Here is a 19744-nt window from a genome sequence, read left to right on the forward strand (position 1 = left end):
CTTTAGCCGCAGAGCCCCACGAAAGCCCCGAGTTCGGCCAACCCCTCGGGGCGGGTGGGCAGGAAATTGGTCAGTTCGGGGGAACGGACGATGACGGTACGCCATTGTGCCCGCGACACGGCGACGTTGATCCGGTTGCGGTTGAGCAGGAAATCCATGCCGCGTGGGGTTTCCTCGGCGGCGGAGACCGCCATGGACACCAGCACCACCGGGGCCTCCTGGCCCTGGAACCTGTCCACGGTGCCGACCCGGACGTCCTCGTACCCGGCGGCATCGAGGGCCTCGCGGATCACGTTGACCTGGGCGTTGTAGGCGGCGACGACCAGGATGTCCCTGGGCCCCAACCCGCGGACCGGACTGCGTCCGCCGTCGTCCCAGCGCAGCCCCAGATGCCGGCCGACCTGGGCGGTGATCTCCTCGGCCTCCTCGAGGCTGGAGGTCGCGTTGCCGTGGTGCTCCACCAGCACGGTGCCGACTCCCGGGGCGACCCCCTCGAGGTGGCGCCGCGCGGCGGCCGGGGCCGAGGCCAGGCGCCCGGCATAGCTCAGGACCGAGACCTTCGCACACAGGGCCGGGTGCATGCGCCAGGAATCAGGGAGGAAGTAGCCCAACCGTCCCGGGAGGGTGGCGGCCCCTTCGGAAAGCCAGCCCAGTGCCGAATCGTCGACGGGTTCGGGGTGGGTCCCCTGGGTGACCTGGGGCAGCTGCCGCGGATCACCGAGCAGCAGCAAACGGTCCGCGGCCCGGGCGACGGCGAGCGTATTGGCCAGTGAATACTGACCGGCTTCGTCGATCACCAGCAGGTCCAGGCAGCCGGCGGGAACCTGTTTTCCGGTCATCGTCCAGGCCGTCCCGCCGATCAGCGCCCCGCCCTCGGACTCGAGGAGGGCGGCGAACTTCTTGTCATCGGTCACCGACCAGGGGGAGGGGACGAGGGGGTCCTTGGGCTTCTTGGCCACCCGCTCCGGATCGACCCCCGCCTTGCTGATGGCCGCTCCGAGCATGTTCTCCACGACCGCATGGGATTGGCCGACCACCCCGATCTTCCAGCCGCGGTCCAGCAAGGCGGCGATGACATGGGAGCCGACATGGGTCTTGCCGGTCCCGGGAGGGCCCTGGACGGCCAGATAGGAGCGATCCAGGTCGGCGACGGCCTCGGTGATCGCCCCGATATGGTCCCCCCGGCCTTCGTCATCGACGGTGACCGCGGGAAGGCCGTCCAGACTGGCCAGCCGCGGGGTGGACCGGCGCAGGATATCCAGCCCCGGGTGGTGGGGCAGTTTCGGCGGGGTGGTGATCACCGGCAGGGCCTCACCCGGGTCCGAGGTGGGGGAGGGCACCACCAGGGTGGAGCCGACCTGGCGGGCCAGCTCCGCCAACGATTCGCGGATGCTGACGGTCATGATGGGCCGCCCCGGGGTCAGTGCCATGGGTGTCTGCGGGTACGGGGGGATCCTCCCGCTGGATTTCTCGGCGACCGTGAGGACCGTGGCGTGGCCGCTGACCTCCACCGACAATAATGCGGTGTCGAAGATCCCGCCCCGCGCCGCGGGGACCGGATGGCCCTCGGCATCGACCGGGACGTCGGCGCCGGAGGGGACGGGGGGACCATACATGCGGAACCAGTTGGTGCCGGGGCGCAGATCGGTTCCGTCGGAGGCGGTTCCGGTCAGTTCCAGGACGCGGCGTTCGGTGCGGGCGCGCGGTGGCCGGGTCCAGTCCTCGAGGACTTCGGCGGAGTCCACGAGGAAGACTCCCCGGGTTTCGGCCCAGTCCTCGGTGGGGGATTCGAGCCGGTCGAAGTGGCCCCACCAGAACTGCTTGTCCTCGCGCCGGTGGTAGCCGGTGGCGGCGGCGACCATGGCCACTGCGGCGTGGTCGGCCCGTGCCGCCGGGCGGTCCGTGTCCGGAAGGGATGAGAAATCGGCGTCGAGCTCCAGATAGGACTGCAGCCTCAGTTCCTCGGCGCTGGGCTCATACGCGTCCGGTGCCGGGGCCCCGGTGCCGGGCAGGACGCCGGTGGCCGTGCCGGGCGACGGGTCGGGGGTCGGCTCGTCGGCGGCCAGTGAGAGCAGCCAATCACGCAGGCGCAGCGTGGAGAGGCAGTCGTATTCGTTATAGGCGGAGATCGAGGCCAGGGTCGATGCGGCGGCCTCGGTGTTCCCGGCCTCGCGGTCGGCGGCGTAGATCGCATAGGCCACGACCGAGGCCCCCGCGTTGGTGACTCCGTCCCGCGGGCCATCGGCGCCCATGTAGAGCGGTTCGAGCTTCTTGATCGAATAGGAGCTTTCCGAGATGCGCACCGAATGGCGGACGGTGTCATACAGGTCCACCAGCAGGGACTCGCGCAGCCAGGCATCCACGGTGTCTTCCCCGGCGGTGTGCCGGACCGAGAGGTTGCGCAGCGCAGACTTCTCGTAGGGGGCGTAGTGGTAGACGTGCAGGTCGGGCCACCGCTGACGGCGTTGTTGGATATAGTCCAGGAAGTCCAGGAACGCCCGTTTCTCCCCGGCGCGGGAATGCGCCCAGAACGGGCGGAAGACGGGGGTGCCGGTGTCGTGTTCGATGACGCCGAAGAGATACTCGATACCCCAGGTGCCGGTTTCGGGGTCCTGCCAGAGCGGGTCGCCCTCGAAGTCGAAGAAGATGTCGCCGTCGCTGGGGGCCGGTAGCTCGCCGATGGCATGGGTGGGCTGCACACGGTAGGAGACCGTGTGCTCCCCGACGCTGGCGGACCCGTCGAATTCCATCAGCCCGGTCTGGGCCCTGGCTTGTTCGCGGAGACGGCCCAGACCCGAATCCGGGTCCTCTCCGGCGGGGGCCGGCTGCTCGGCGAGTTGATGCATGGTGGTGATGCCCTCGGCCATCAGGGTCCGCCGTCGTGCCGCAGTCATGCCGCCGATGAGCAGCAGGTCATCGTGGGCGGCGACCTGTTCGGCACAGTAATCACAGGTCCCGCACCGCCGCAGTCCGGGACGGTTCCAGTCAACGGTGGTCCCCGCGGCGCGGTGTTCGGCGGTCAGCCGGCGAAAACGCGTCCGGAGCTCGCGGTAGGCGGGCAGCAGATCGGGCATCGGATGGTCGCTGTGTTCGAGGTCGCCCAGCACCAGGGTCGCCACCGGGGAGGGGTCGAATCCCAGACGTTCGAGCTGGTCCCCGTAGGTGGCCAGTTGCAGCAGTGCGGTGACCCGGGCATGGCGGGCCAGTTTCGAGTCCCAGACGGCGTAGCGGCCGTCGGCCCCGCGGACGATGAAGTCGGCGAACCCGAGGAATTCGCCGTCGAAGAAGGTGGCCTGGAAAACGACGTCGGCCCCGAGGGTGAGGGCCTCGGTGGTGTCGGCAGCCAGCCGTTCAAGCGTGGCCCGGTCCATGGTGGGGGCCTTGTTGATCCGGCGGACCCCCGTGCCGCTGGCCTGGTCCCAGGGACCGTGGGTGTGTTCCAGCTGCTCCAGGACCCGTTGTTCGTGGACATCACCGAGGTCCGCGGCGCGGGATGCCATGGCGTCCTCGGGGAAGTCTGGTTTCTCGCGGCGGCCCAGTTTGACGTCGAGTTTATACAGACTCTGGTATTCGCATTCGCTGGCCGTGACCAGATCGGAAGCCGAGAAAACCAAGGGTGGCGGCTCGGTGGCCTCCACGGCATCCAGCAGGAACATCCACACTCCTTCTCATCTCAGCCGCGGACCTACCAACGGACAGGGCTCGAATCTAACAGTGCCGACCGACGCTTCGGGAACCAGGCACGTGCCTCTTGTGCTCCGCGTTGCGGGGAACCTACGGTGGCCGGACAGGACAACCGCCGGGTCACCGGGCAGCAAGCCCGCCCAGGGCCCGGGAAGGGACCAATGGAATCCTGGGGAGGAGCGGGCCATGCTGAAGATCATCACCCCCTTGGCCTGGGTGTTCATGGTCGCGACCATCGCCCTCGGCGCCGTCTCGCTGGCCACGGATGCGGACCTCGTTGCCTATATGCTGCCGTGCCTGGCCCTGGCCGTGGCCCTGTCCGTCCTGCGGCTGACACTGATCCGTCGCAGGCACGCGGAGTCCACGGCCGGCTAGGTTCTTGTCCCCGCCTGCCGGTCCGCCAGGGCTGCCGCAGGCACCGCGGCGGCAGGGGACGGCGAAGGCCCGCCCGGCACCAGGTGCCGGACGGGCCAACGGAATCGTGCAAGACCCGGTCAGGGCCCGACGGGCTGCGCCGCCTCCGGGTTCACGATGGTGACATCCGTGTGGGCGGTACGCCAGATCTCCTGGCTGGCGGAGGCGTCCATGAGCGCGGAGAGCCCGCCATGGGTCGGGGCCCCGATGACCAGGGACCTGGCTTGGATGCGGTTGGCATATTCGGCCACCGCTCGTCCGGCACCGGCATGGTCCTCGGGGCGGCCCGGCCCGGTGCCCAACACGTATCCGGCGGCGCCGACGCCTGCGGCGGCGAGGCGATCCAACTGGGCGCGCACGGCTGCCGACGCCGTGTCCAGGTCCTCGCCGTCGATTGCTGCATCACTGGCGATGGCCGATTCCAGGACGTGGATCACGTCGACCCGAAGTTTCGCGGCGGCGGCGACCCGCAGGGCCTTGTCCACGATCCGGTCGGCGGAGTCGGAGGAGCCGATGGCCGCCACGACGGCTCCCTGGAGCCCTTCGGGGACGACGGCGGTGGCTGCATGTTCGACGGGGATGATCCGGCGGTCGGCAATGGCCAGGGCGTCTTCGGGTGCTTCGAGACCCGGTTCCCCGGTGGAGCCTGCCGCCGCTGTATCGGCGGCTTGTGCTTCTTCGGCCTTGCGGAGGAGCTTATGTCCCGACATCAGGATGACCAGGCCGATGACCAGGGCCACGGCGCCGAGGATGAAGGGCACATGCATGTTGTAGTGCTCCACCAGTTTGCCGGCGGCCAGCGGGGCCAGGCCGCCGCCGATGAAGCGGACGAAGCCGTAGGCGGCCGAGGCGACGGAGCGTTCGACCGGTGAGACGGTCATGACGGCCTGCGTGGTAACCGTGTTGTTGATGCCGATGAAGATGCCGGTGGCGATGACCGCCGGAATGAGCACCGAGGTGTTGTGCACCCAGATGCCGATGATCAGGATCGTCACGGCGAAGAGCGAGAGGTTCATGTACAAGGTGCCGGCGATGCCGAGCTTGCGCTGCAGCCAGGGGGCCCCGAAGACGGAGAACCCGGCGACCAGGACACCCCAGCCGAAGAACACGAAGCCCAGGTGGATCGCGTCCAGGCCCATCGGGAAGGGGGCGTAGCCCAGCACGGTGAAGAACGCCCAGTTGTAGAACAGGGCCATCAGCGACATGGTCAGCAGACCGCGGTGGCGCAGGGCCTTCAGCGGATCCAGGATGGAGGTCTTCTTCACGGGTTTGGGCGTGGGCTCCACCAGCACGATGGTGGCGATCAGGGCGATGAGCATCAGGCCGGCGACCCCGAAGAAGGGGCCGCGCCAGGAGATGGAGCCCAGCAGGCCGCCAACCAGCGGCCCGGCGGCCATGCCCAGGCCCAGGGCCGCCTCGTAGAGCACGATGGCCCCGACGAAGCCGCCGCTGGCCGAGGCCACGATGACCGCCAACGAGGTGGCGATGAACATCGCGTTGCCGACACCCCACCCGGCGCGGAAGCCCACGATGCCGTCGATGGACCCGGAGAAGCCGGCCAGGGCGGCGAAGATGACGATGATCGTCAGGCCGTAGACCAGGGTGCGTTTGGCCCCGATGTGGCTGGAGATCCACCCGGTGAAGAGCATCGCGACGGCGGTAACCAGCAGGTAGCTGGTGAACAGCAGCGTCACCTGGCTGGGCGAGGCCTCCAGCTGTTCGGAAATGGCGGGGAGGATGGGGTCCACCAGGCCGATCCCCATGAAGGAGACGACGCAGGCGAAGGCCAGCACCCAGACGGCTTTGGGTTGTTTGAAGGGACTGGCCGGCCGGGAAGGGCTGGTCGTTGGTGCTCCGGTCATCGGTGCTCCAATCGAGGGATATGGGATGGGTTGGTGCTGTGCTTATTTGCCGTCGGGGCGTTGGTCGGGGACTGCGTCGATGAGCCGGCGCAGGGCCCCGGTCGCGGCGATGATCGAATGCTGATCGGTGGCATCCAGTGCGGCCAGCAGCTCGGCGACGCCTTCGCTGCGGCGTTGGCTCCGGGCGGCCAGGGCTGCCAGGCCGGTGTCCGTGATCGAAATCAGGACGGCTCGACCATCGCTGGGATCGGGGACCTGCTGGACCAGGCCTTCGCGTTTGAGCCGGCCGACGGCCTGGGTCATCGAGGGCTGGCTGACGCCCTCATGGGCGGCCAGTGCCGTCAGGCGGGCGTCTCCATGGCGTTTGAGCGAGGCCAACGCCGAGTAGACGGTCAACGAGTAGTTCCCGGGTGGGGTCAGCCGCCGGGAGAGCCGGAAGAGTTCCTCCAGCAGCCCGGCCACGTCGGAGATTTCCTCCGGCTCGGGGGCCCGCGTCATGTTTTGCATAAGTTATTTATATCAAAGACCTATGCAATTTAAGAAATAATGTGTCCTGGGGAACGACGCCAGCGGGTCGGGTCGGCCCTTCAGCGGTTCGTTTCGTCGTGGAAGGTCTGGTCGCGTTCGCGCACGGCTGCCTCGCGGAAGCTCTGCTCCACGCGGGTGTAGGCGTCGCGGGCCACCGCCTTCCAGAAGGAGAGGGCCAACGACGGATCATCGGCCTCGAGGTGGGCGATGGCTTCGGCGGGCAGTACCTTGAGCTGGACCCGCCCCTCGGCCGTGACGCGCAGGGACTGGCCGCGGTCCCCGCCCAGAGCGATCTCGCCGAAGGTCATGCCGGCACCCAGTGTCGCATGGCGGAACCGGTGTCCCTGTTGGGTGCTGGTGGTGGCCACCTTGCCCGAGAGAATGAAATAGACGCCGCCGAACTTCTGTCCCACCCGCCGTATGACCTGCCCGTCGTCGTAGGTGCGTTCCTCCATATGCGTTTCAAGGGCAGTGATCTGTTCCGGCTCCAGGGGCCCCACGGCGGGGAAATCGGGCAGCCGTACGACGTCGGGGACCAGCCCGGGGCCGCCGTGCAGGGCAATGATCCACTCCTCGGCCCACTCCACCGCGTCGTTGCGGGTGCCGAAGACGGGGACGTCGTTGCGCCCGGCGGTCATGGCATCGGCGATGACCCCCTCGGTTTCGATCAGGATCAGCCGGCGTTTCTCCTCGACCAGCCCGTCGCGCACCTCGGAGAGCATGGTCAGGGCCACATCCCCGACCTCGTCGATCCGGCGCACGTCCAGGATCACCAGCTCCACCTCTTCGGGCAGCGCACTGATGGCCCGGACCATCGACTCGGCGCCGGCGAAGAGCAGGTCCCCGTTCAGTTCGAGGATCTGCGCCCGGTGCCCGTGCTCTTCGAGCACCGCCGCGGCGTCGTCGTTGTGGCGGACCCCGGAGGGAGCCTCGGTCAGGTCGTAGCGTTCGCTGATGACCGAGCGGCCCATGCGGGCCGCCCGGACGAAATGCAGTTCCATGTCCGCGGCCATGCGTTCGGAGGCGGCCACCCCGCGCACGGGGGAGCCGTGCTCGTTCAACGGCGGGGAATAGACCGCCAAGCCCAACTGGCCGGGAAGGACCGCCAGCAGGCCGCCGCCGACCCCGGATTTGGCGGGCATGCCCACGGCGCTGGTCCACGATCCGGCGTCGTCATACATGCCGCAGGTCATCATCACCGAAAGCACCCGCTGGACCGAATCGATCCCCATGACCTCCTTGCCGGTGAGTGGCTGCGTGCCGCCGTTGGCCAGGGTGGCGGCCATGAGGGCCAGATCCCGGGCGTTGACCATCACCGAGCATTGGCGGAAGTAGTTGCGCAGCGCCTTTTCCGGGTCGTGTTCGATGACGTTGAAGCTGCGCAGCAGGTTGGCCATGGCCCGGTTGCGGTGGCCGGTGCGGATCTCCGAGCGGTAGATCGATTCGCGGACCTTCAACGGCCGGCCGGCGAAATCCGAATAGGTGGCCAGGATCCTCTCGAAGCCCTGGCGTCCGCCCGAGCCCTTGATCAGCGAGGTCGCGGCGATGGCCCCGGCGTTGATCATCGCGTTGGCCGGCCGGCCGGTGCCCTCGGAGAGCGAGATCTCGTTGAAGGCATCACCGGAGGGTTCGACGTCGATCTTCTCGTCCACCGCGTCCGGGCCCAGGTCCTCCAGGGCCAGGCCGTAGGTGAACGGCTTGGACACCGATTGGATCGAGAACTCGGTATCGGCATCGCCGACCTCGTAGACGTAGCCGTCGACCGTGGCCAGGCAGATCGCGAAGTCGTCGGGGTTGCCATGGGAGGTCGCGGGGATGTCCTGGTAGGGGGTCCCGTCGCGCAGGCTCGACAATTCGGTGTGCAGCCGTCGCAGGTAGCTCTCGATGGGGGATTGCATACCCACACAGTAGCGGCAGCGCCGGGGCCCCGGCGGGCGAAACCCCGGCCCCGGGACTAGACGATCCGGGCGAGCGCCGCCAGCAGGTCCTTCACGCGCCGGTCCTGGTCCTCGGAGAGCATCTCGTTGATCAGGAAGGAGAAGCCGATGTTCTTGCCCGGCCAGGCCCCGTGGAGTCCGCCGCCGGCACCGGAATGTCCGAAGGCCGGGGCCACGGGGCCGTAGGTGCCGATCGGGTCGGCGAGCTCGTAGCCGAGGCCGAAGCGCAGCGGACGGTCGTTGACCGCGTCGACGCCTTCGGACCAGGTCCCGGTGGCGTCGGCCAGGGCCGTGGGATCCACCAGGGTCTGTCCCGGGGCGGCCAGCTGGGAGTAGAGGCTGGCCATGGATTCGGCGGTGGCGATCCCTCCGCCGGCAGCCAATTGCCCGCGGCGCATCTCCACCGAATTGAAGCAGTCCTTCTCCCCGGTGAGCGAGCCCGCATACATCCGGTCCACGATCCGGCGTCGTTCGGCATCCTTGAGGAAGGTGCTGATCGCGTAGTCATCGGCCCGGAAGATGGTCGCGACCCTTCCGTCGAGTTCCGGGGGCAGTCCCAGGTGCAGGTCCAGGCCCAACGGCTCGGCAAGCAGTTCGCGGATGAGGGTGCCGATGTCCTGGCCGGTGGCCCGGAGCAGCAGCTCGGCCATCAGGTACCCATAGGTGATCGCATGGTAGGCGACCTTCGTCCCCGGTTCCCACAGCGGGGCCTGGGCGGCCAGGATGGAGGCGTTGAGCCGGTTGTCGTACCTGGTGTTTTCCCCGTCGGGTTCGGGGTCCACATAGACCAGCCCGACCGTGTGGTTCAGCAGCATCGACACCGGCACGTCGGCCTTGCCGGCTGCGGCGAACTCCGGCCAGTAGTCGGCGACCGGACGGCGGACGTCGAGTTGGCCGCGGCCGACGACGATCGCGGCTACGGTCGCCACGAGGCCCTTGGTTCCCGAGAACAGCACGGCACGGGTGTTTTCGTCCCAGACGGCCGGGCCGGCCAGTCCCGGTGCCGGGTCCATTCCGGCCTTCACCGTCGTGCCCCCATGGAAACGGGCCACGGGGGCGCCTTCGCGGTAGACACAGAAGGACATCCCGCCGGCGCTGGCCTGGAGGTGTTTGGCGAACGTCTCCTGCAGCATGGCGAAGTCCGCCGCGGGCAGAGCCGCATCGTTATGGGATTGCAGGGTGAGGGATGCCGAACCGCCCGCTGGTGAAGGCGCTGGCGAGGTGTCGGTGGGCATGGTGGGAGCTTCCTTAGAACGTGGGGACATGGTCGAGCAGCTGACGGGTGTAGGCGTGCTGCGGGTTGTTCAGCACCTCTTCCGTGGGGCCCAGATCCACGATCAGTCCGCGCTGCAACACGGCCAGCCGTTGGGAGATATGCCGGGCCAAGGCGATGTTGTGGGTGACGAAGAGCATCGACATCCCGGTGTCCAACTGCAGGGTGCGCAGCAGGTCCAGGATGGAGGCCTGGACGGAGACGTCCAGGGCGGAGGTGATCTCGTCGCAGACCAGGACCGAGGGCGCGTTGACCAGGGCGCGGGCGATGGCAGCACGCTGGCGCTCGCCACCGCTGAGTTCGCCCGGCCGGCGGTCCAGGTAGCTGGAGCCCAGCTTGACCTGGTCCAGCGCCTCGTGCACCAGGGTGCGGCGTTTGCGCCGACTGGATATCCCGGCCATCTCCAAGGGCACCTCCACCGATTCGCAGATGCTGCGCCGCGGATTCAGTGAGGAGAAGGGGCTTTGGAACACGTACTGGATCGCTTGGCGCTCTTCGGCGGTGCGCCCACGGGTCCCCTCGGCCAGTGCGGTGCCACGGAGCGAAACGGTGCCGTGGTAGTCGTCGTTCAGTCCGGCGATGCACCGCGAGAGCGTGGTCTTGCCCGACCCTGATTCGCCCAGCAGCATCATCGACTCGCCCGCCTCGAGTGTGAGGTCGATTCCGTCGAGGATCCGGGCCGGACCGTAGGACAGCTCCAGCCCCGAGACCGAGAGGACCTCGGTGGACGACGACGTTGCGTCCGCGGAAGACTCTGCTGCCGAGGCTTCGGGGATGGTGTTGATACGCGGCTCCCCGGGGGCGTGGGGCCCGGGGATCAGCAGGGGTTGTTCCCCGGTGATCGCCTCCACATCGCCCACCCGGCGTTTGCCGGCCAGGTCGGGAACCGCGGCGAGCAGTTTGCGGGTATAGCGGTGCCGGGGCGAGAACAACACGTCCTGGATGGAGCCCCGTTCGACGACGTCGCCGGACAGCATGACCAGGACCTCGTCGGCGACCGTGGCGACGACGGCCAGATCATGGGTGATGTACAGGCCCGCGACCTGATGCCGTTCGGCCATTTCGTGGATGGTTTCCAGGACCAGTGCCTGCGTGGTGACGTCCAGGCCGGTGGTCGGTTCATCCAGGATCATCACCGAGGGACGGCAGGCGAAGGCCATGGCGATCCCCACGCGCTGCTGCTGTCCACCGGAGAGCTGGTGGGGGTAGCGGCGGCGGTAGGCTGCATCGTTCTGCAGGCCGACCTCGGTGAGGACCTCGTCCACCCGGGCGGCGCGCTCGTGGTCGTTCGCACCAAAGCCGTGGACCTGGAGCGTCTCCAGGACCTGCTCGCCGATCCGCATGGCGGGGTTCAACGACAGCGCGGGGTCCTGCGGGACATAGGAGATGGATCCGCCCCGCAGGACCCGGACCTTCGGGGCGCTGAGCTCGAGCAGGTTGCCCGAGGCCTCTTCGCTACCCAGATGGACGGAGCCGGCGGTCAGTTTCAGGCCCTGGCGGAAATGACCCATGCAGGCCAGGCCCGCGGTGGTCTTCCCCGATCCGGATTCCCCGACCAGCGCCAGGATCCGTCCCGGGTGCAACTCGAAGTCGATCCCGTGCAGGATCTCCTTGCCGGCCAGCGTGGCGACCCGCAGGTCGGTGGCCCGCAGTGCCGCGACGGTTGGTGCTTCGTTCTTCACGGTGTCCATGTTCATTCTCCCGCGTTCAGGTTGGCCGAGGCCCGTGCCAGGGAATCGGTGAGGAGGTTGGTCCCGACGGTCAGGATGGCGATGGCCACCACCGGCAGGATGACGCCCCAGGGTTGGACGGTCAACGCAATGCGGTTCTCGTTGATCATCAGGCCCCAGTCGGCGGTCGGTGGTTGCATGCCCAGGCCCAGGAAGGACAGGGCGGCGACGAAACCGATGGAGTACGTCATGCGCAGGCCCAGTTCCACCATGAGGGGGCCGGTGATGTTCGGCAGCACGTCCTTGAGCAGGATCTTCCATTTCGGGACGGCATACATTTCCGAGGCGCGGACGAAGTCCTCGGTGATCACCGAGGCGGTCGCCGAACGGGTCACCCGGGCGACCCGGGGGGCGTGGGTGATGCCGATGACGGTCACCAGGACCCAGCCCTTGGGGCCCAGGACGGTGATCGCCAACAGGGCGAAGACCAGCTGCGGCAAGGCCAGCAGGACGTCGTTGGAGCGCATGATCAGGTTGTCGAGCCAGGGCCGTGAGTAGGCGGCGGCCATGCCGATCACCACACCGACCACCATGCCCAGGGCGGTGGCCAGGGCCGCGTAGGCCAGCAGCCGTAGTCCACCGTCGAGGAAACGGCTGAGGATGTCGCGGCCGAGGTTGTCGGTTCCGAAGATGCCGTCCGGTTGGAACGGCCTACCGGAGAAGGAGGTGCTGGTGAATCCGGTGGCCCAGGGAAGCAGCAGCGGGCCCACCAGGGCCACCAGCAGCACGATCCCGGTCAGCACGGCGCCGATCCTGGCCTGCTTCTGGCGCATCATGCGCCGGAACAACCCGGGGGCGGAGGAGACTTCGTCGTCGATGGCCGATCCGGCCATGTCGGTGGGGGTGTTGTTGGTACTCATCGGGCGGACTCCGTCCTGAGCTTCGGGTTGGTGGCTATGCCGACGATGTCGGCCAGCAGGTTCACCACGATGTAGGCGGCGGCGATGAGCATCGAAATCGCCTGGACGACTTGGACGTCACGGTTGGACACGGCGTCGACCAGGGCCTGGCCGATGCCCGGGTAGCGGAACAGGAACTCGATGACGACCACGCCGCCGGCCATCCACGCCAACTGGATGGCGACCACCTGGGCCACGGGGCCCAGCGCATGGGGGACTGCGTGGCGCAGGATCACCGTGCGCTCCGGGACGCCCTTGAGTCGGGCCATTTCCACGAAGCCGGAATCCAGCACCTCGATCATCGTGGCACGCATCATCCGCACGATGTAGGGGGTGACGACCAGGACCAGGGTCAGGGCCGGCAACACCAGCTGCAGCGGATAGTTCCAGACGGGTTCACCCGGCGGGGCCAGGGTGACGGAGGGAAGGATCTTGAAGACCGTGGTGGAGAAGAGCGTGATCATCACGATGCCGATGACGAACTCGGGCATCGCGGCCAGGACCAGCGAAGTGGTGGTCGCGACATGGTCGGCGAAGCGGCCACGACGCAAGGCACTGTAGGTGCCCACGATGATGCCCACCGGAATGCTGATGACCGCGGCGATGCCCATCAGGACCAGCGAGGCGGTGATGCGCTCGCCGATCAGGGCGGAGACCGGGCCGGCGGTGGCCGCCGAGTAGCCGAAGTTGCCGGTGAACAGTCCTCCGAGCCAGGAGAGGTAGCGCATGACCACCGGGTCGTTGAGGTTCATCTGCTCACGCAGCGCCTCGAGCCGTTCGGGGGTCGCCTGTTGGCCGAGCACGGCTTGGGCCGGGTCTCCGGGGAGCAGCAGGGTGGCCACGAAGACCATGATGGAGACGACCAGCAGGATCAGCACGCTGACCAACAGGCGTCGGGAAACGAGTTTGAGGATCATTTCGTGCCTCCCATCCACACACGACGGAATTCGTAGCCGGACAGGGCCAGCCCGGTTTTATTGGGTACCAGTCCGGCGACATAGTGCTGGAAGGCATCGGCCTGGTTGGGGTGTCCCCAAATGATGTATCCACCTTCGTCGTAGAGCAGGCGTTGGGCCTTGGCGATCTGCTGGTTGCGTTGGTCTTCGTCCACGGTGGCCTTGGCCTGGTTGACGAGGTCGACGAAATCGGCGTTGTCCCAGTGGGTTTCGTTATAGGGGGAATCCTTCAGCAGGGAGTTGTCCACCTGCGGCAGGAAGTTGCGGGTGTAGTAGAAGTCCTGGGCGAAGTCCCATTGGAGGTAGTCGTCGCCGAAATAGGTGGTGGTGTCGGTGCGGCGGATCTTGACCCTGATCCCGGAGGCCGCCGCCTGTTGGGCGAAGACCTGGGCCGCCTCGACGGCGCCGGATTGGATGGGGGCCGTGACGAGCTCCACGTCCAGTCCGTTGGGGTACCCCGCCTCGGCGAGCAGGGACTTGGCCTTGGCGATATCCTGCGTGCGCTGGGTCAACCCGGTCGTTCCGGGGTCGAAGGGGGCGAAGACGTCGTTGCCGATGGTGCCGTGGCCGCTGAGGACCTGCTCGATCATCTGCTCCCGGTCCACGGCGAGCTTGAAGGCCTGCCGGACCCGGACGTCGTCGAAGGGTTTGCGGTCCACCCGCATGGTGAACGGCAGCCACATGCCGGTCTCCGAGTTCAGGATCCCGATACGCGGGTCCGAACCGATGACTTCGGTCAGTGCCAACGGGATCTGTCCGATCGCGTCGACCTGGCTGGACAGCAGGGCATTGATCATCGCGTCGTCATCATCGAAGTTCAGGATGGCCAACTCGTCCAGATAGGGCTCGTGATCGCGCCAATAGCCGTCGTTGCGGGAGAAGACCGACTGCCGGCCGGGCGAGAAGCTCTTGACCTTGAAGGGGCCGGTTCCCACCGGCTTCGCGGCGTCGTAATCCGCGGGGACGATCCCCATCGAGTATTGGCCCAAGGAGTCGTCGAAGGTCGCCGACGGGGAGTTCAACCGGAATTCAACGGTGTCCTTGCCCACGATCGCGACCTCGTCGAGGACGACCAGCGCCGTGGCACCGGATTTGGGATCCTCGGGATCGGTGATGCGCTTGAACGTGGCGACGACGTCTTCGGGCCGCACCGGGCGTCCATCATGGAAGACGACTCCTGGACGCAGTTTCACGGTCCAGACCATCGCCTTTTCATCCGGCGTCGCACTCAGCGCCAGCAGCGGCTGCAGGTCGTAGTTCTCATCCCGGTACAGCAGTGCTTCGTAGAGGTTGACCACGCGGGCGATATCCGTCGTGTTCACCGGGATGTGGGCGTCCAGGGTGTCTGAGGCGCCACCTCCGGAGAGCCCGACGCGCAGGGTCCCGCCGGTTTGTGGATTGCCGGTCGGTGCCGCAATGACCGAGGGCTGGGCCCCGCAAGCGGTCAGCACGGCGCCGAGGCCGAGGGCCATTCCGCTGCCGAGCAATGCCCGGCGGCTGAATCCCTCAGGCCCGGAACGTCGGGCGCGGGCTGCCGGGGGAGGCATGGGAAAGAGGGAAGGTGGGGAGGAAGTCACGGTGGGGCTCCTGGAGTAGGCGGATGGCTAGCAGGTGATGGATCGGCCGCTCCAGTCCGGGGGGTCATCGCGATGGATTTCGATGGCGTCCAGGATGTCCTGTCCGAAGGGAAGGGTCTTCCCCGTTTCCTGGCTCACATGCAGCCCCAGGATCTCCTCGGTGGCAATCACCGCGCCATCGACCCGCATGGTGTGGGCCAGATGCAGCTTCTTGGCCCCCGAGCCGGCCACCGTGGTGGTGACCTCCAGTTCGGCGCCGAGACCGGTTTCATCCAGATACCTGACGTGGGCCTCCACGGTGTACAGCGAATTGGAGGTGGCCTCCCGGTAGACGGGGCCCAGGCCCAGCGTCTCCATGGCCGCATCGGTGGCGAAACCGAAGACGAGGACGTAGTAGGCCTCGGAGAGGTGGCCGTTATAGTCGATCCATTCGGGCAGGACAGCCGTGGAATACGGTTCCAGCGCCACCTAGACCGCCGCCTTCGGTGCCGCCTTCAGCTCCCCGATCACGGTGCGGACGGCGATGATGGCCGCGTCGCGTTCGGCGACCAGATCGGCGAAGCCGCGCTCGCCGGCTTCCTCGTCGCAACCGGCGATGACGTCATCGCGCAGCTTCCGGGTCAGTTCCGGGGCATCGAGCCGGGTCCACGGCGACTTCAAGGAGGGGCCGAAGTGGTCCAGCATATGGGCCATGCCGCCGGGCCCACCGGCCAGATGGAAGGTGAGCATGGGGCCTTGGATCGGCCAGCGCAGGCCGGGGCCATCGGTGATGGCCAGATCGATCTGTTCGACCGTGGCCTCGCCGTTGTCGATCATATGCAGGGCCTCGCGCCAGAGCGCCTCCTGCAAGCGGTTGGCGATGAAGCCCGGGACCTCACGGTCCATGGTGATCACCGACTTGCCGATGAAGTCATACCACTGCGAGGCCCAGGCCACCGCTGCCGGATCGGTGCCTTCGGCGCCGGCGACCTCCACGAGGGGGATCAGGTACGGCGGGTTGAAGGGATGGCCGACGACCAGGCGTTCGGGGTGGGCCGCACGTTGGTTCATCTCACTCATCCCGTAACCGGAGGTGGAGGAACCGATGACGACGTCGGTGTCGGTCACCGCGTCGATCCGGGCCAGCAGATCCGATTTGAGGTCCAGGTCCTCGGGGGCGCTTTCCTGGACGAACCCGACACCGGACACGGCGTCGGCGAGTTCGGCGTGGACGGACCAGTTGTCCTTGGAAGCATTCGGTGCCAGACCCAACTGGGTCAGCGCCGGCCAGGCGGCATCGATCAGCGCGGCCAACTTGTCACCGGCATCGGCGGAGGGGTCCCAGGCCTGGACGCGGAAACCGCGGGACAGGAAGTAGGCGGCCCAGCCGCCACCAATGGTGCCGATGCCCACGCAGGCCACCGTTTCGACGTCGTGCAGGTTGGGGTAGTTGCTCATGAATCAGGCCTTACTTTTCGAGCTTGAGGATTTCGCGGGCTTCGTCGGGGGTGGCCACGGAGGAACCCATGCCGGTGACGATGCCGATGGCACGTTCGGTCAACTGTGCGTTGGTGGCCTTCACGCCCTTGGAGAGGTAGAGGTTGTCTTCCAATCCGACGCGGACGTGGCCACCGAGGAGCACCGACTGGGCGACCCAGGGCAGCTGGTTGCGGCCGATGGCGAAGGAGGTCCACTGGGCCCCCTCGGGCAGCATGTTCACCATGGCCTGCAGCAGGGCAGGATCCACGGGGGCGCCGTAGGGGATGCCCATGCACAGCTGGTAGAGCGGCGGCGGGGCGATCAGCCCTTCCTCGACCATGACGTTGGCGAACCAGAGGTTGCCGGTGTCGAAGATCTCCATCTCCGGCTTCACACCCAGTTCCTTGATGCGGGCGGCGCCCTCGCGGAGCATGTCGGGGGTGGAGACGTAGAGGTTGCTGCCTTCGCCGAAGTTCAGCGAACCGCAGTCGATGGTGCAGATCTCCGGGCGCAGCTCCTCGACGTGGGTCAGCCGCTCCAGCCCCGAGACCAGATCGGTGCCCGGCAACTGGGCCGTCGGCTCGGAGGGGTCGACCACCAGGTCCCCGCCCATGCCGGCGGTGAGGTTGATGACCGGATCGACGTCCGATTCCTTGATCTGGCGCACGACCTCGCGGTAGAGCTCGGTATCGCGCGAGCCCTGCTTGGTTTCGGGATCCCTCACGTGGATGTGGACGACCGAGGCGCCGGCCCGGGCCGCGGCAATGGCATCGGCGGCAATCTCATCCGGGGTGACGGGAACGAATTCGCTCTTGGACGTGGTGTCCCCGGCGCCGGTCAGGGCGCAGGTGACGATGACTTTACGATTCATGGGATGACTCCTCGGGGGTGACGATGGTGCGGTCAATGAAATTTTCGATGTGCTCTTGCATCTGAACGGTGGTCAGCATGCCGGTCAGGACCTTGATGCCCAGGCCGTCCATCAGGCTGGTGATGTCCAAGGTCAGATCGGCGGCGTCGATGGAGCGGAACACCCCGCTGCGTTGGCCGTCGGCGATGATGCCTTCCACGGTTTGGCGCCAGCGTTCGTAGCCATGTGAATGGTTGTCTCGTTGGCTCGGGTCCACGGCGGCCTGTCCCCAGGTCTGCAGCCAGATCGACCATTCGGCCCGTCCGGCCACCCCTTCGGGGAGCTGGAGGCGGATCAATTGCTTGAGCCGCTGGACCGGATCCGGGATGGCGTGCAACTCAGTGACCTGGCGGTCGAAGGCCAGCTTGACCGAGTAGCGCAGCGCCTCGGCGAAGATCTCCAGCTTCGTCGGGAAGTAGTAGTGCACCGAAGCCGGGGACATGCCTGTTTCCCGGGCGATATCGGAGATCCTGACGTTGGCGTGGCCCATTTCGGCGAAGAGCCACCAGGACTGTTCGATGATCAGCCGGCGCTTGCGGGCCGAGGTGGTGTCTTCGCGGTGCCGGGTGGGCAGGATGCCCGAGGAGGGGGCCACCGAGGCTCCTGCCGTGGAGTCGGAGCCGGAGAGCAGCCAATTGGCGGTCACGCCGGTATTGGTGGCCAGCAGGGTCAGTTCCTCGGGATTGAAGCGTCGGATGCCCTTGAGTGATTTGGACAGTTTGGTCTCGTCGATGCCGATGAGGGCGGCGACGTCACGTTGGGCCAGTCCCGAGTCGTGGATGGCCCGCCGGGCACGGTCTGCGAGTGTGTCGGCGGAGGATTCGGCGGTTGGCATGGGGCCAACAGTAGAACAGGACTTGCGAACATGGCAAGTGAGTTGATTGACAATCAATCATGAATTGCGATTCATGGCGATCTCTGAAGCTGTCGCGGAGGCGATCGATGCCCGGTTTCCGCCCGGCTCGGTGGGCGCGGGGAAGACGCATTCCGACCGGCGATGGGGCCCGGGGTCGGGGGGTGATCAAGTTCATGTTTCGCGGCGTTTCCGTGCCCCCGCCAGCCTCTGCCCGGCAGGGGCGCAAAGGCGTACGATTGCGGGCATGAGCGTCTCAACAGAACATGACTCGACCCCCACAAAAGTGGTGATGGTTTCCATTGTCGCCGCATTGGGCGGATTCCTCTTCGGATTCGACAGTGCCGTGATCAACGGTGCCGTCGACGCCATCGGGGAACAATTCGCCCTCAGCGGGGTCCTTTTGGGATTCACCGTCTCCTGCGCACTCCTGGGCGCCATGGTCGGCGCCTGGTTCGCCGGACCCTTCGCCGATAAGCAGGGCCGGGTGCGGGCGATGCTGGTCGCGGCCGTCTTGTTCACGATCTCCGCCCTGGGCTCCGGTTTTGCCTTTGGCCCGGTGGATCTGATCATCTGGCGCACCATCGGCGGTGTGGGCGTGGGCATGGCCTCGGTCCTGGCCCCGGCCTACATCGCCGAGGTCGCCCCCGCGCACAGTCGCGGCAAGCTGGCCTCCCTGCAGCAAATGGCGATCGTGCTGGGCATCTTCGTCGCCCTGCTCGCCGACGCCTTCATCGCGGCGACCTCAGGAGGCGCCTCCGAAGTGAGCTGGCTGGGTATCGAAGCCTGGCGCTGGATGTTCCTGACCGAGATCATCCCGGCAGTCCTCTACGGGGCACTGGCCTGGCAGATCCCCGAGTCCCCGCGCTACCTCGTGGCCCGCGGCCAGCTGGCCCGGGCCGCCAAGGTCCTGCATGAGGTCGTCGGTTTGAAAAGCCGGGACGAGGTCGACGAGAAGATCGCCTCGATCAAGTCCACCATCAGCACCGAGAAGAACCAGGGCCTGCGCAACCTCGTGGGAGGCAAGGGCTGGCTGCTGCCGATCGTCTGGGTGGGCATCCTGCTCTCGGTCTTCCAGCAGTTCGTGGGCATCAACGTCATCTTCTACTACTCCACCAGCCTGTGGAAGTCCGTCGGTTTCACCGAGGAAAACTCGTTCACGATCACCGTCATCACCTCGGTCACCAATATCCTGGTGACCGTGGTCGCCATCCTGCTGGTCGACAAGGTGGGCCGCAAGCCCCTGCTGTTGGCTGGTTCAGCCGGCATGACCGTCGCCCTGGGCCTGATGGCCGTCGCCTTCAGCCAGGCGATGGGCACCGGCGACGACGTGTCGCTGCCGCAGCCCTGGGGCGTGATCGCGCTGATCGCCGCCAACGTGTTCGTCGTCGCCTTCGGCGCGACGTGGGGGCCGGTGGTCTGGGTGCTGCTGGGTGAGATGTTCTCCAATAAGATGCGTGCCGTGGCCCTCTCGGTGGCCGCAGCCGCCCAATGGCTGGCCAACTTCCTGGTCACCACCACCTTCCCGTCGCTGGCCGAGGCCGGATTGGTCTTCGCCTACGGGCTGTACGCGCTCTTTGCCCTGTTGTCCTTCTTCTTCGTCTTCAAGTTCGTCACCGAAACCAAGGGCCGCGAACTCGAGTCCATGCAGTAGGAGCACCCG

Annotated in this window: 15 protein-coding genes; 2 read left to right on the plus strand and 13 right to left on the minus strand. The window is 67.1% G+C overall.

Annotated features, from left to right (window positions below; translation table 11 throughout):
- Positions 1-2: 2 nt before the first annotated feature.
- A complete protein-coding gene (locus tag AC3ZI9_RS03635; RefSeq protein ID WP_444566259.1) occupies positions 3-3656 on the minus strand; it encodes a TM0106 family RecB-like putative nuclease in 3654 nt (1217 codons plus the stop codon).
- A gap of 214 nt (positions 3657-3870) precedes the next feature.
- On the opposite strand from AC3ZI9_RS03635, the gene AC3ZI9_RS03640 reads away from it, so the two are divergent.
- The gene (locus AC3ZI9_RS03640) at positions 3871-4059 is read left to right on the plus strand and encodes a hypothetical protein (protein ID WP_444555041.1); all 189 of its coding nucleotides are present in this window, start codon (positions 3871-3873) and stop codon (positions 4057-4059) included.
- Between the two features lie 119 nt (positions 4060-4178).
- Here AC3ZI9_RS03640 and AC3ZI9_RS03645 read toward each other — a convergent pair whose 3' ends face one another.
- The 12 genes from AC3ZI9_RS03645 to AC3ZI9_RS03700 all read right to left on the minus strand — a co-directional run bounded on the left by AC3ZI9_RS03645 (position 4179) and on the right by AC3ZI9_RS03700 (position 18063).
- The gene (locus AC3ZI9_RS03645; RefSeq protein ID WP_489923846.1) at positions 4179-5960 is read right to left on the minus strand and encodes an MFS transporter; all 1782 of its coding nucleotides are present in this window, start codon (positions 5958-5960) and stop codon (positions 4179-4181) included.
- A gap of 42 nt (positions 5961-6002) precedes the next feature.
- On the minus strand, positions 6003-6467 hold the full coding sequence (locus AC3ZI9_RS03650) for a MarR family winged helix-turn-helix transcriptional regulator (RefSeq protein WP_489923847.1): 465 nt from the start codon (positions 6465-6467) through the stop codon (positions 6003-6005).
- An 80-nt stretch (positions 6468-6547) separates the two neighbouring features.
- Positions 6548-8386 carry a glutaminase A gene (gene glsA / locus AC3ZI9_RS03655; RefSeq protein ID WP_444555044.1) on the minus strand — a complete coding sequence of 613 codons (1839 nt, stop codon included), beginning with the start codon at positions 8384-8386 and terminating at the stop codon, positions 6548-6550.
- Positions 8387-8442: 56 nt separating this feature from the next.
- Entirely contained in the window at positions 8443-9660 is a 1218-nt protein-coding gene (locus AC3ZI9_RS03660) for a serine hydrolase domain-containing protein (RefSeq protein WP_444555045.1), read from the minus strand.
- 13 nt (positions 9661-9673) lie between these two features.
- Positions 9674-11389 carry an ABC transporter ATP-binding protein gene (locus AC3ZI9_RS03665; RefSeq protein WP_444555046.1) on the minus strand — a complete coding sequence of 572 codons (1716 nt, stop codon included), beginning with the start codon at positions 11387-11389 and terminating at the stop codon, positions 9674-9676.
- Between the two features lie 2 nt (positions 11390-11391).
- Positions 11392-12288 (minus strand): ABC transporter permease, encoded by an 897-nt coding sequence (locus AC3ZI9_RS03670; protein WP_444555047.1) that lies wholly within the window; start codon positions 12286-12288, stop codon positions 11392-11394.
- Positions 12285-13244 (minus strand): ABC transporter permease, encoded by a 960-nt coding sequence (locus tag AC3ZI9_RS03675; protein ID WP_444555048.1) that lies wholly within the window; start codon positions 13242-13244, stop codon positions 12285-12287. Before AC3ZI9_RS03675 ends, AC3ZI9_RS03670 begins: the two co-directional genes overlap by 4 nt.
- Positions 13241-14860 carry an ABC transporter substrate-binding protein gene (locus AC3ZI9_RS03680; RefSeq protein ID WP_444555049.1) on the minus strand — a complete coding sequence of 540 codons (1620 nt, stop codon included), beginning with the start codon at positions 14858-14860 and terminating at the stop codon, positions 13241-13243. The genes AC3ZI9_RS03675 and AC3ZI9_RS03680 overlap by 4 nt, the downstream gene beginning before the upstream one ends.
- Positions 14861-14887: 27 nt before the next feature.
- A complete protein-coding gene (locus AC3ZI9_RS03685; RefSeq protein ID WP_444555050.1) occupies positions 14888-15328 on the minus strand; it encodes a thioesterase family protein in 441 nt (146 codons plus the stop codon).
- Positions 15329-16297 (minus strand): 3-hydroxyacyl-CoA dehydrogenase NAD-binding domain-containing protein, encoded by a 969-nt coding sequence (locus AC3ZI9_RS03690; RefSeq protein ID WP_444555051.1) that lies wholly within the window; start codon positions 16295-16297, stop codon positions 15329-15331.
- Positions 16298-16307: 10 nt separating this feature from the next.
- On the minus strand, positions 16308-17189 hold the full coding sequence (locus AC3ZI9_RS03695) for a beta-keto acid cleavage family enzyme (RefSeq protein ID WP_444555052.1): 882 nt from the start codon (positions 17187-17189) through the stop codon (positions 16308-16310).
- Positions 17179-18063, minus strand: a complete 885-nt coding sequence (locus AC3ZI9_RS03700) for a TetR family transcriptional regulator C-terminal domain-containing protein (protein WP_444555053.1) — start codon at positions 18061-18063, stop codon at positions 17179-17181. The genes AC3ZI9_RS03695 and AC3ZI9_RS03700 overlap by 11 nt, the downstream gene beginning before the upstream one ends.
- A gap of 265 nt (positions 18064-18328) precedes the next feature.
- Between AC3ZI9_RS03700 and AC3ZI9_RS03705 the strand changes: the two genes are divergently transcribed.
- Positions 18329-19735: a sugar porter family MFS transporter gene (locus AC3ZI9_RS03705; protein ID WP_444555054.1), complete on the plus strand. Its 1407-nt coding sequence runs from the start codon at positions 18329-18331 to the stop codon at positions 19733-19735.
- Positions 19736-19744 lie beyond the last annotated feature (9 nt).

The sequence above is a fragment of the Arthrobacter sp. AOP36-F1-5 genome (assembly GCF_058137995.1).

Bases quoted from the DNA above. Each gene is read 5' to 3' on its own strand.
- AC3ZI9_RS03635 (WP_444566259.1), bottom strand. From the start codon at position 3,656: ATGTTCCTGCTGGATGCCGTGGAGGCCACCGAGCCGCCACCCTTGGTT.
- AC3ZI9_RS03640 (WP_444555041.1), top strand. From the start codon at position 3,871: ATGCTGAAGATCATCACCCCCTTGGCCTGGGTGTTCATGGTCGCGACC.
- AC3ZI9_RS03645 (WP_489923846.1), bottom strand. From the start codon at position 5,960: ATGACCGGAGCACCAACGACCAGCCCTTCCCGGCCGGCCAGTCCCTTC.
- AC3ZI9_RS03650 (WP_489923847.1), bottom strand. From the start codon at position 6,467: ATGCAAAACATGACGCGGGCCCCCGAGCCGGAGGAAATCTCCGACGTG.
- glsA (WP_444555044.1), bottom strand. From the start codon at position 8,386: ATGCAATCCCCCATCGAGAGCTACCTGCGACGGCTGCACACCGAATTG.
- AC3ZI9_RS03660 (WP_444555045.1), bottom strand. From the start codon at position 9,660: ATGCCCACCGACACCTCGCCAGCGCCTTCACCAGCGGGCGGTTCGGCA.
- AC3ZI9_RS03665 (WP_444555046.1), bottom strand. From the start codon at position 11,389: ATGGACACCGTGAAGAACGAAGCACCAACCGTCGCGGCACTGCGGGCC.
- AC3ZI9_RS03670 (WP_444555047.1), bottom strand. From the start codon at position 12,288: ATGAGTACCAACAACACCCCCACCGACATGGCCGGATCGGCCATCGAC.
- AC3ZI9_RS03675 (WP_444555048.1), bottom strand. From the start codon at position 13,244: ATGATCCTCAAACTCGTTTCCCGACGCCTGTTGGTCAGCGTGCTGATC.
- AC3ZI9_RS03690 (WP_444555051.1), bottom strand. From the start codon at position 16,297: ATGAGCAACTACCCCAACCTGCACGACGTCGAAACGGTGGCCTGCGTG.
- AC3ZI9_RS03695 (WP_444555052.1), bottom strand. From the start codon at position 17,189: ATGAATCGTAAAGTCATCGTCACCTGCGCCCTGACCGGCGCCGGGGAC.
- AC3ZI9_RS03700 (WP_444555053.1), bottom strand. From the start codon at position 18,063: ATGCCAACCGCCGAATCCTCCGCCGACACACTCGCAGACCGTGCCCGG.
- AC3ZI9_RS03705 (WP_444555054.1), top strand. From the start codon at position 18,329: ATGAGCGTCTCAACAGAACATGACTCGACCCCCACAAAAGTGGTGATG.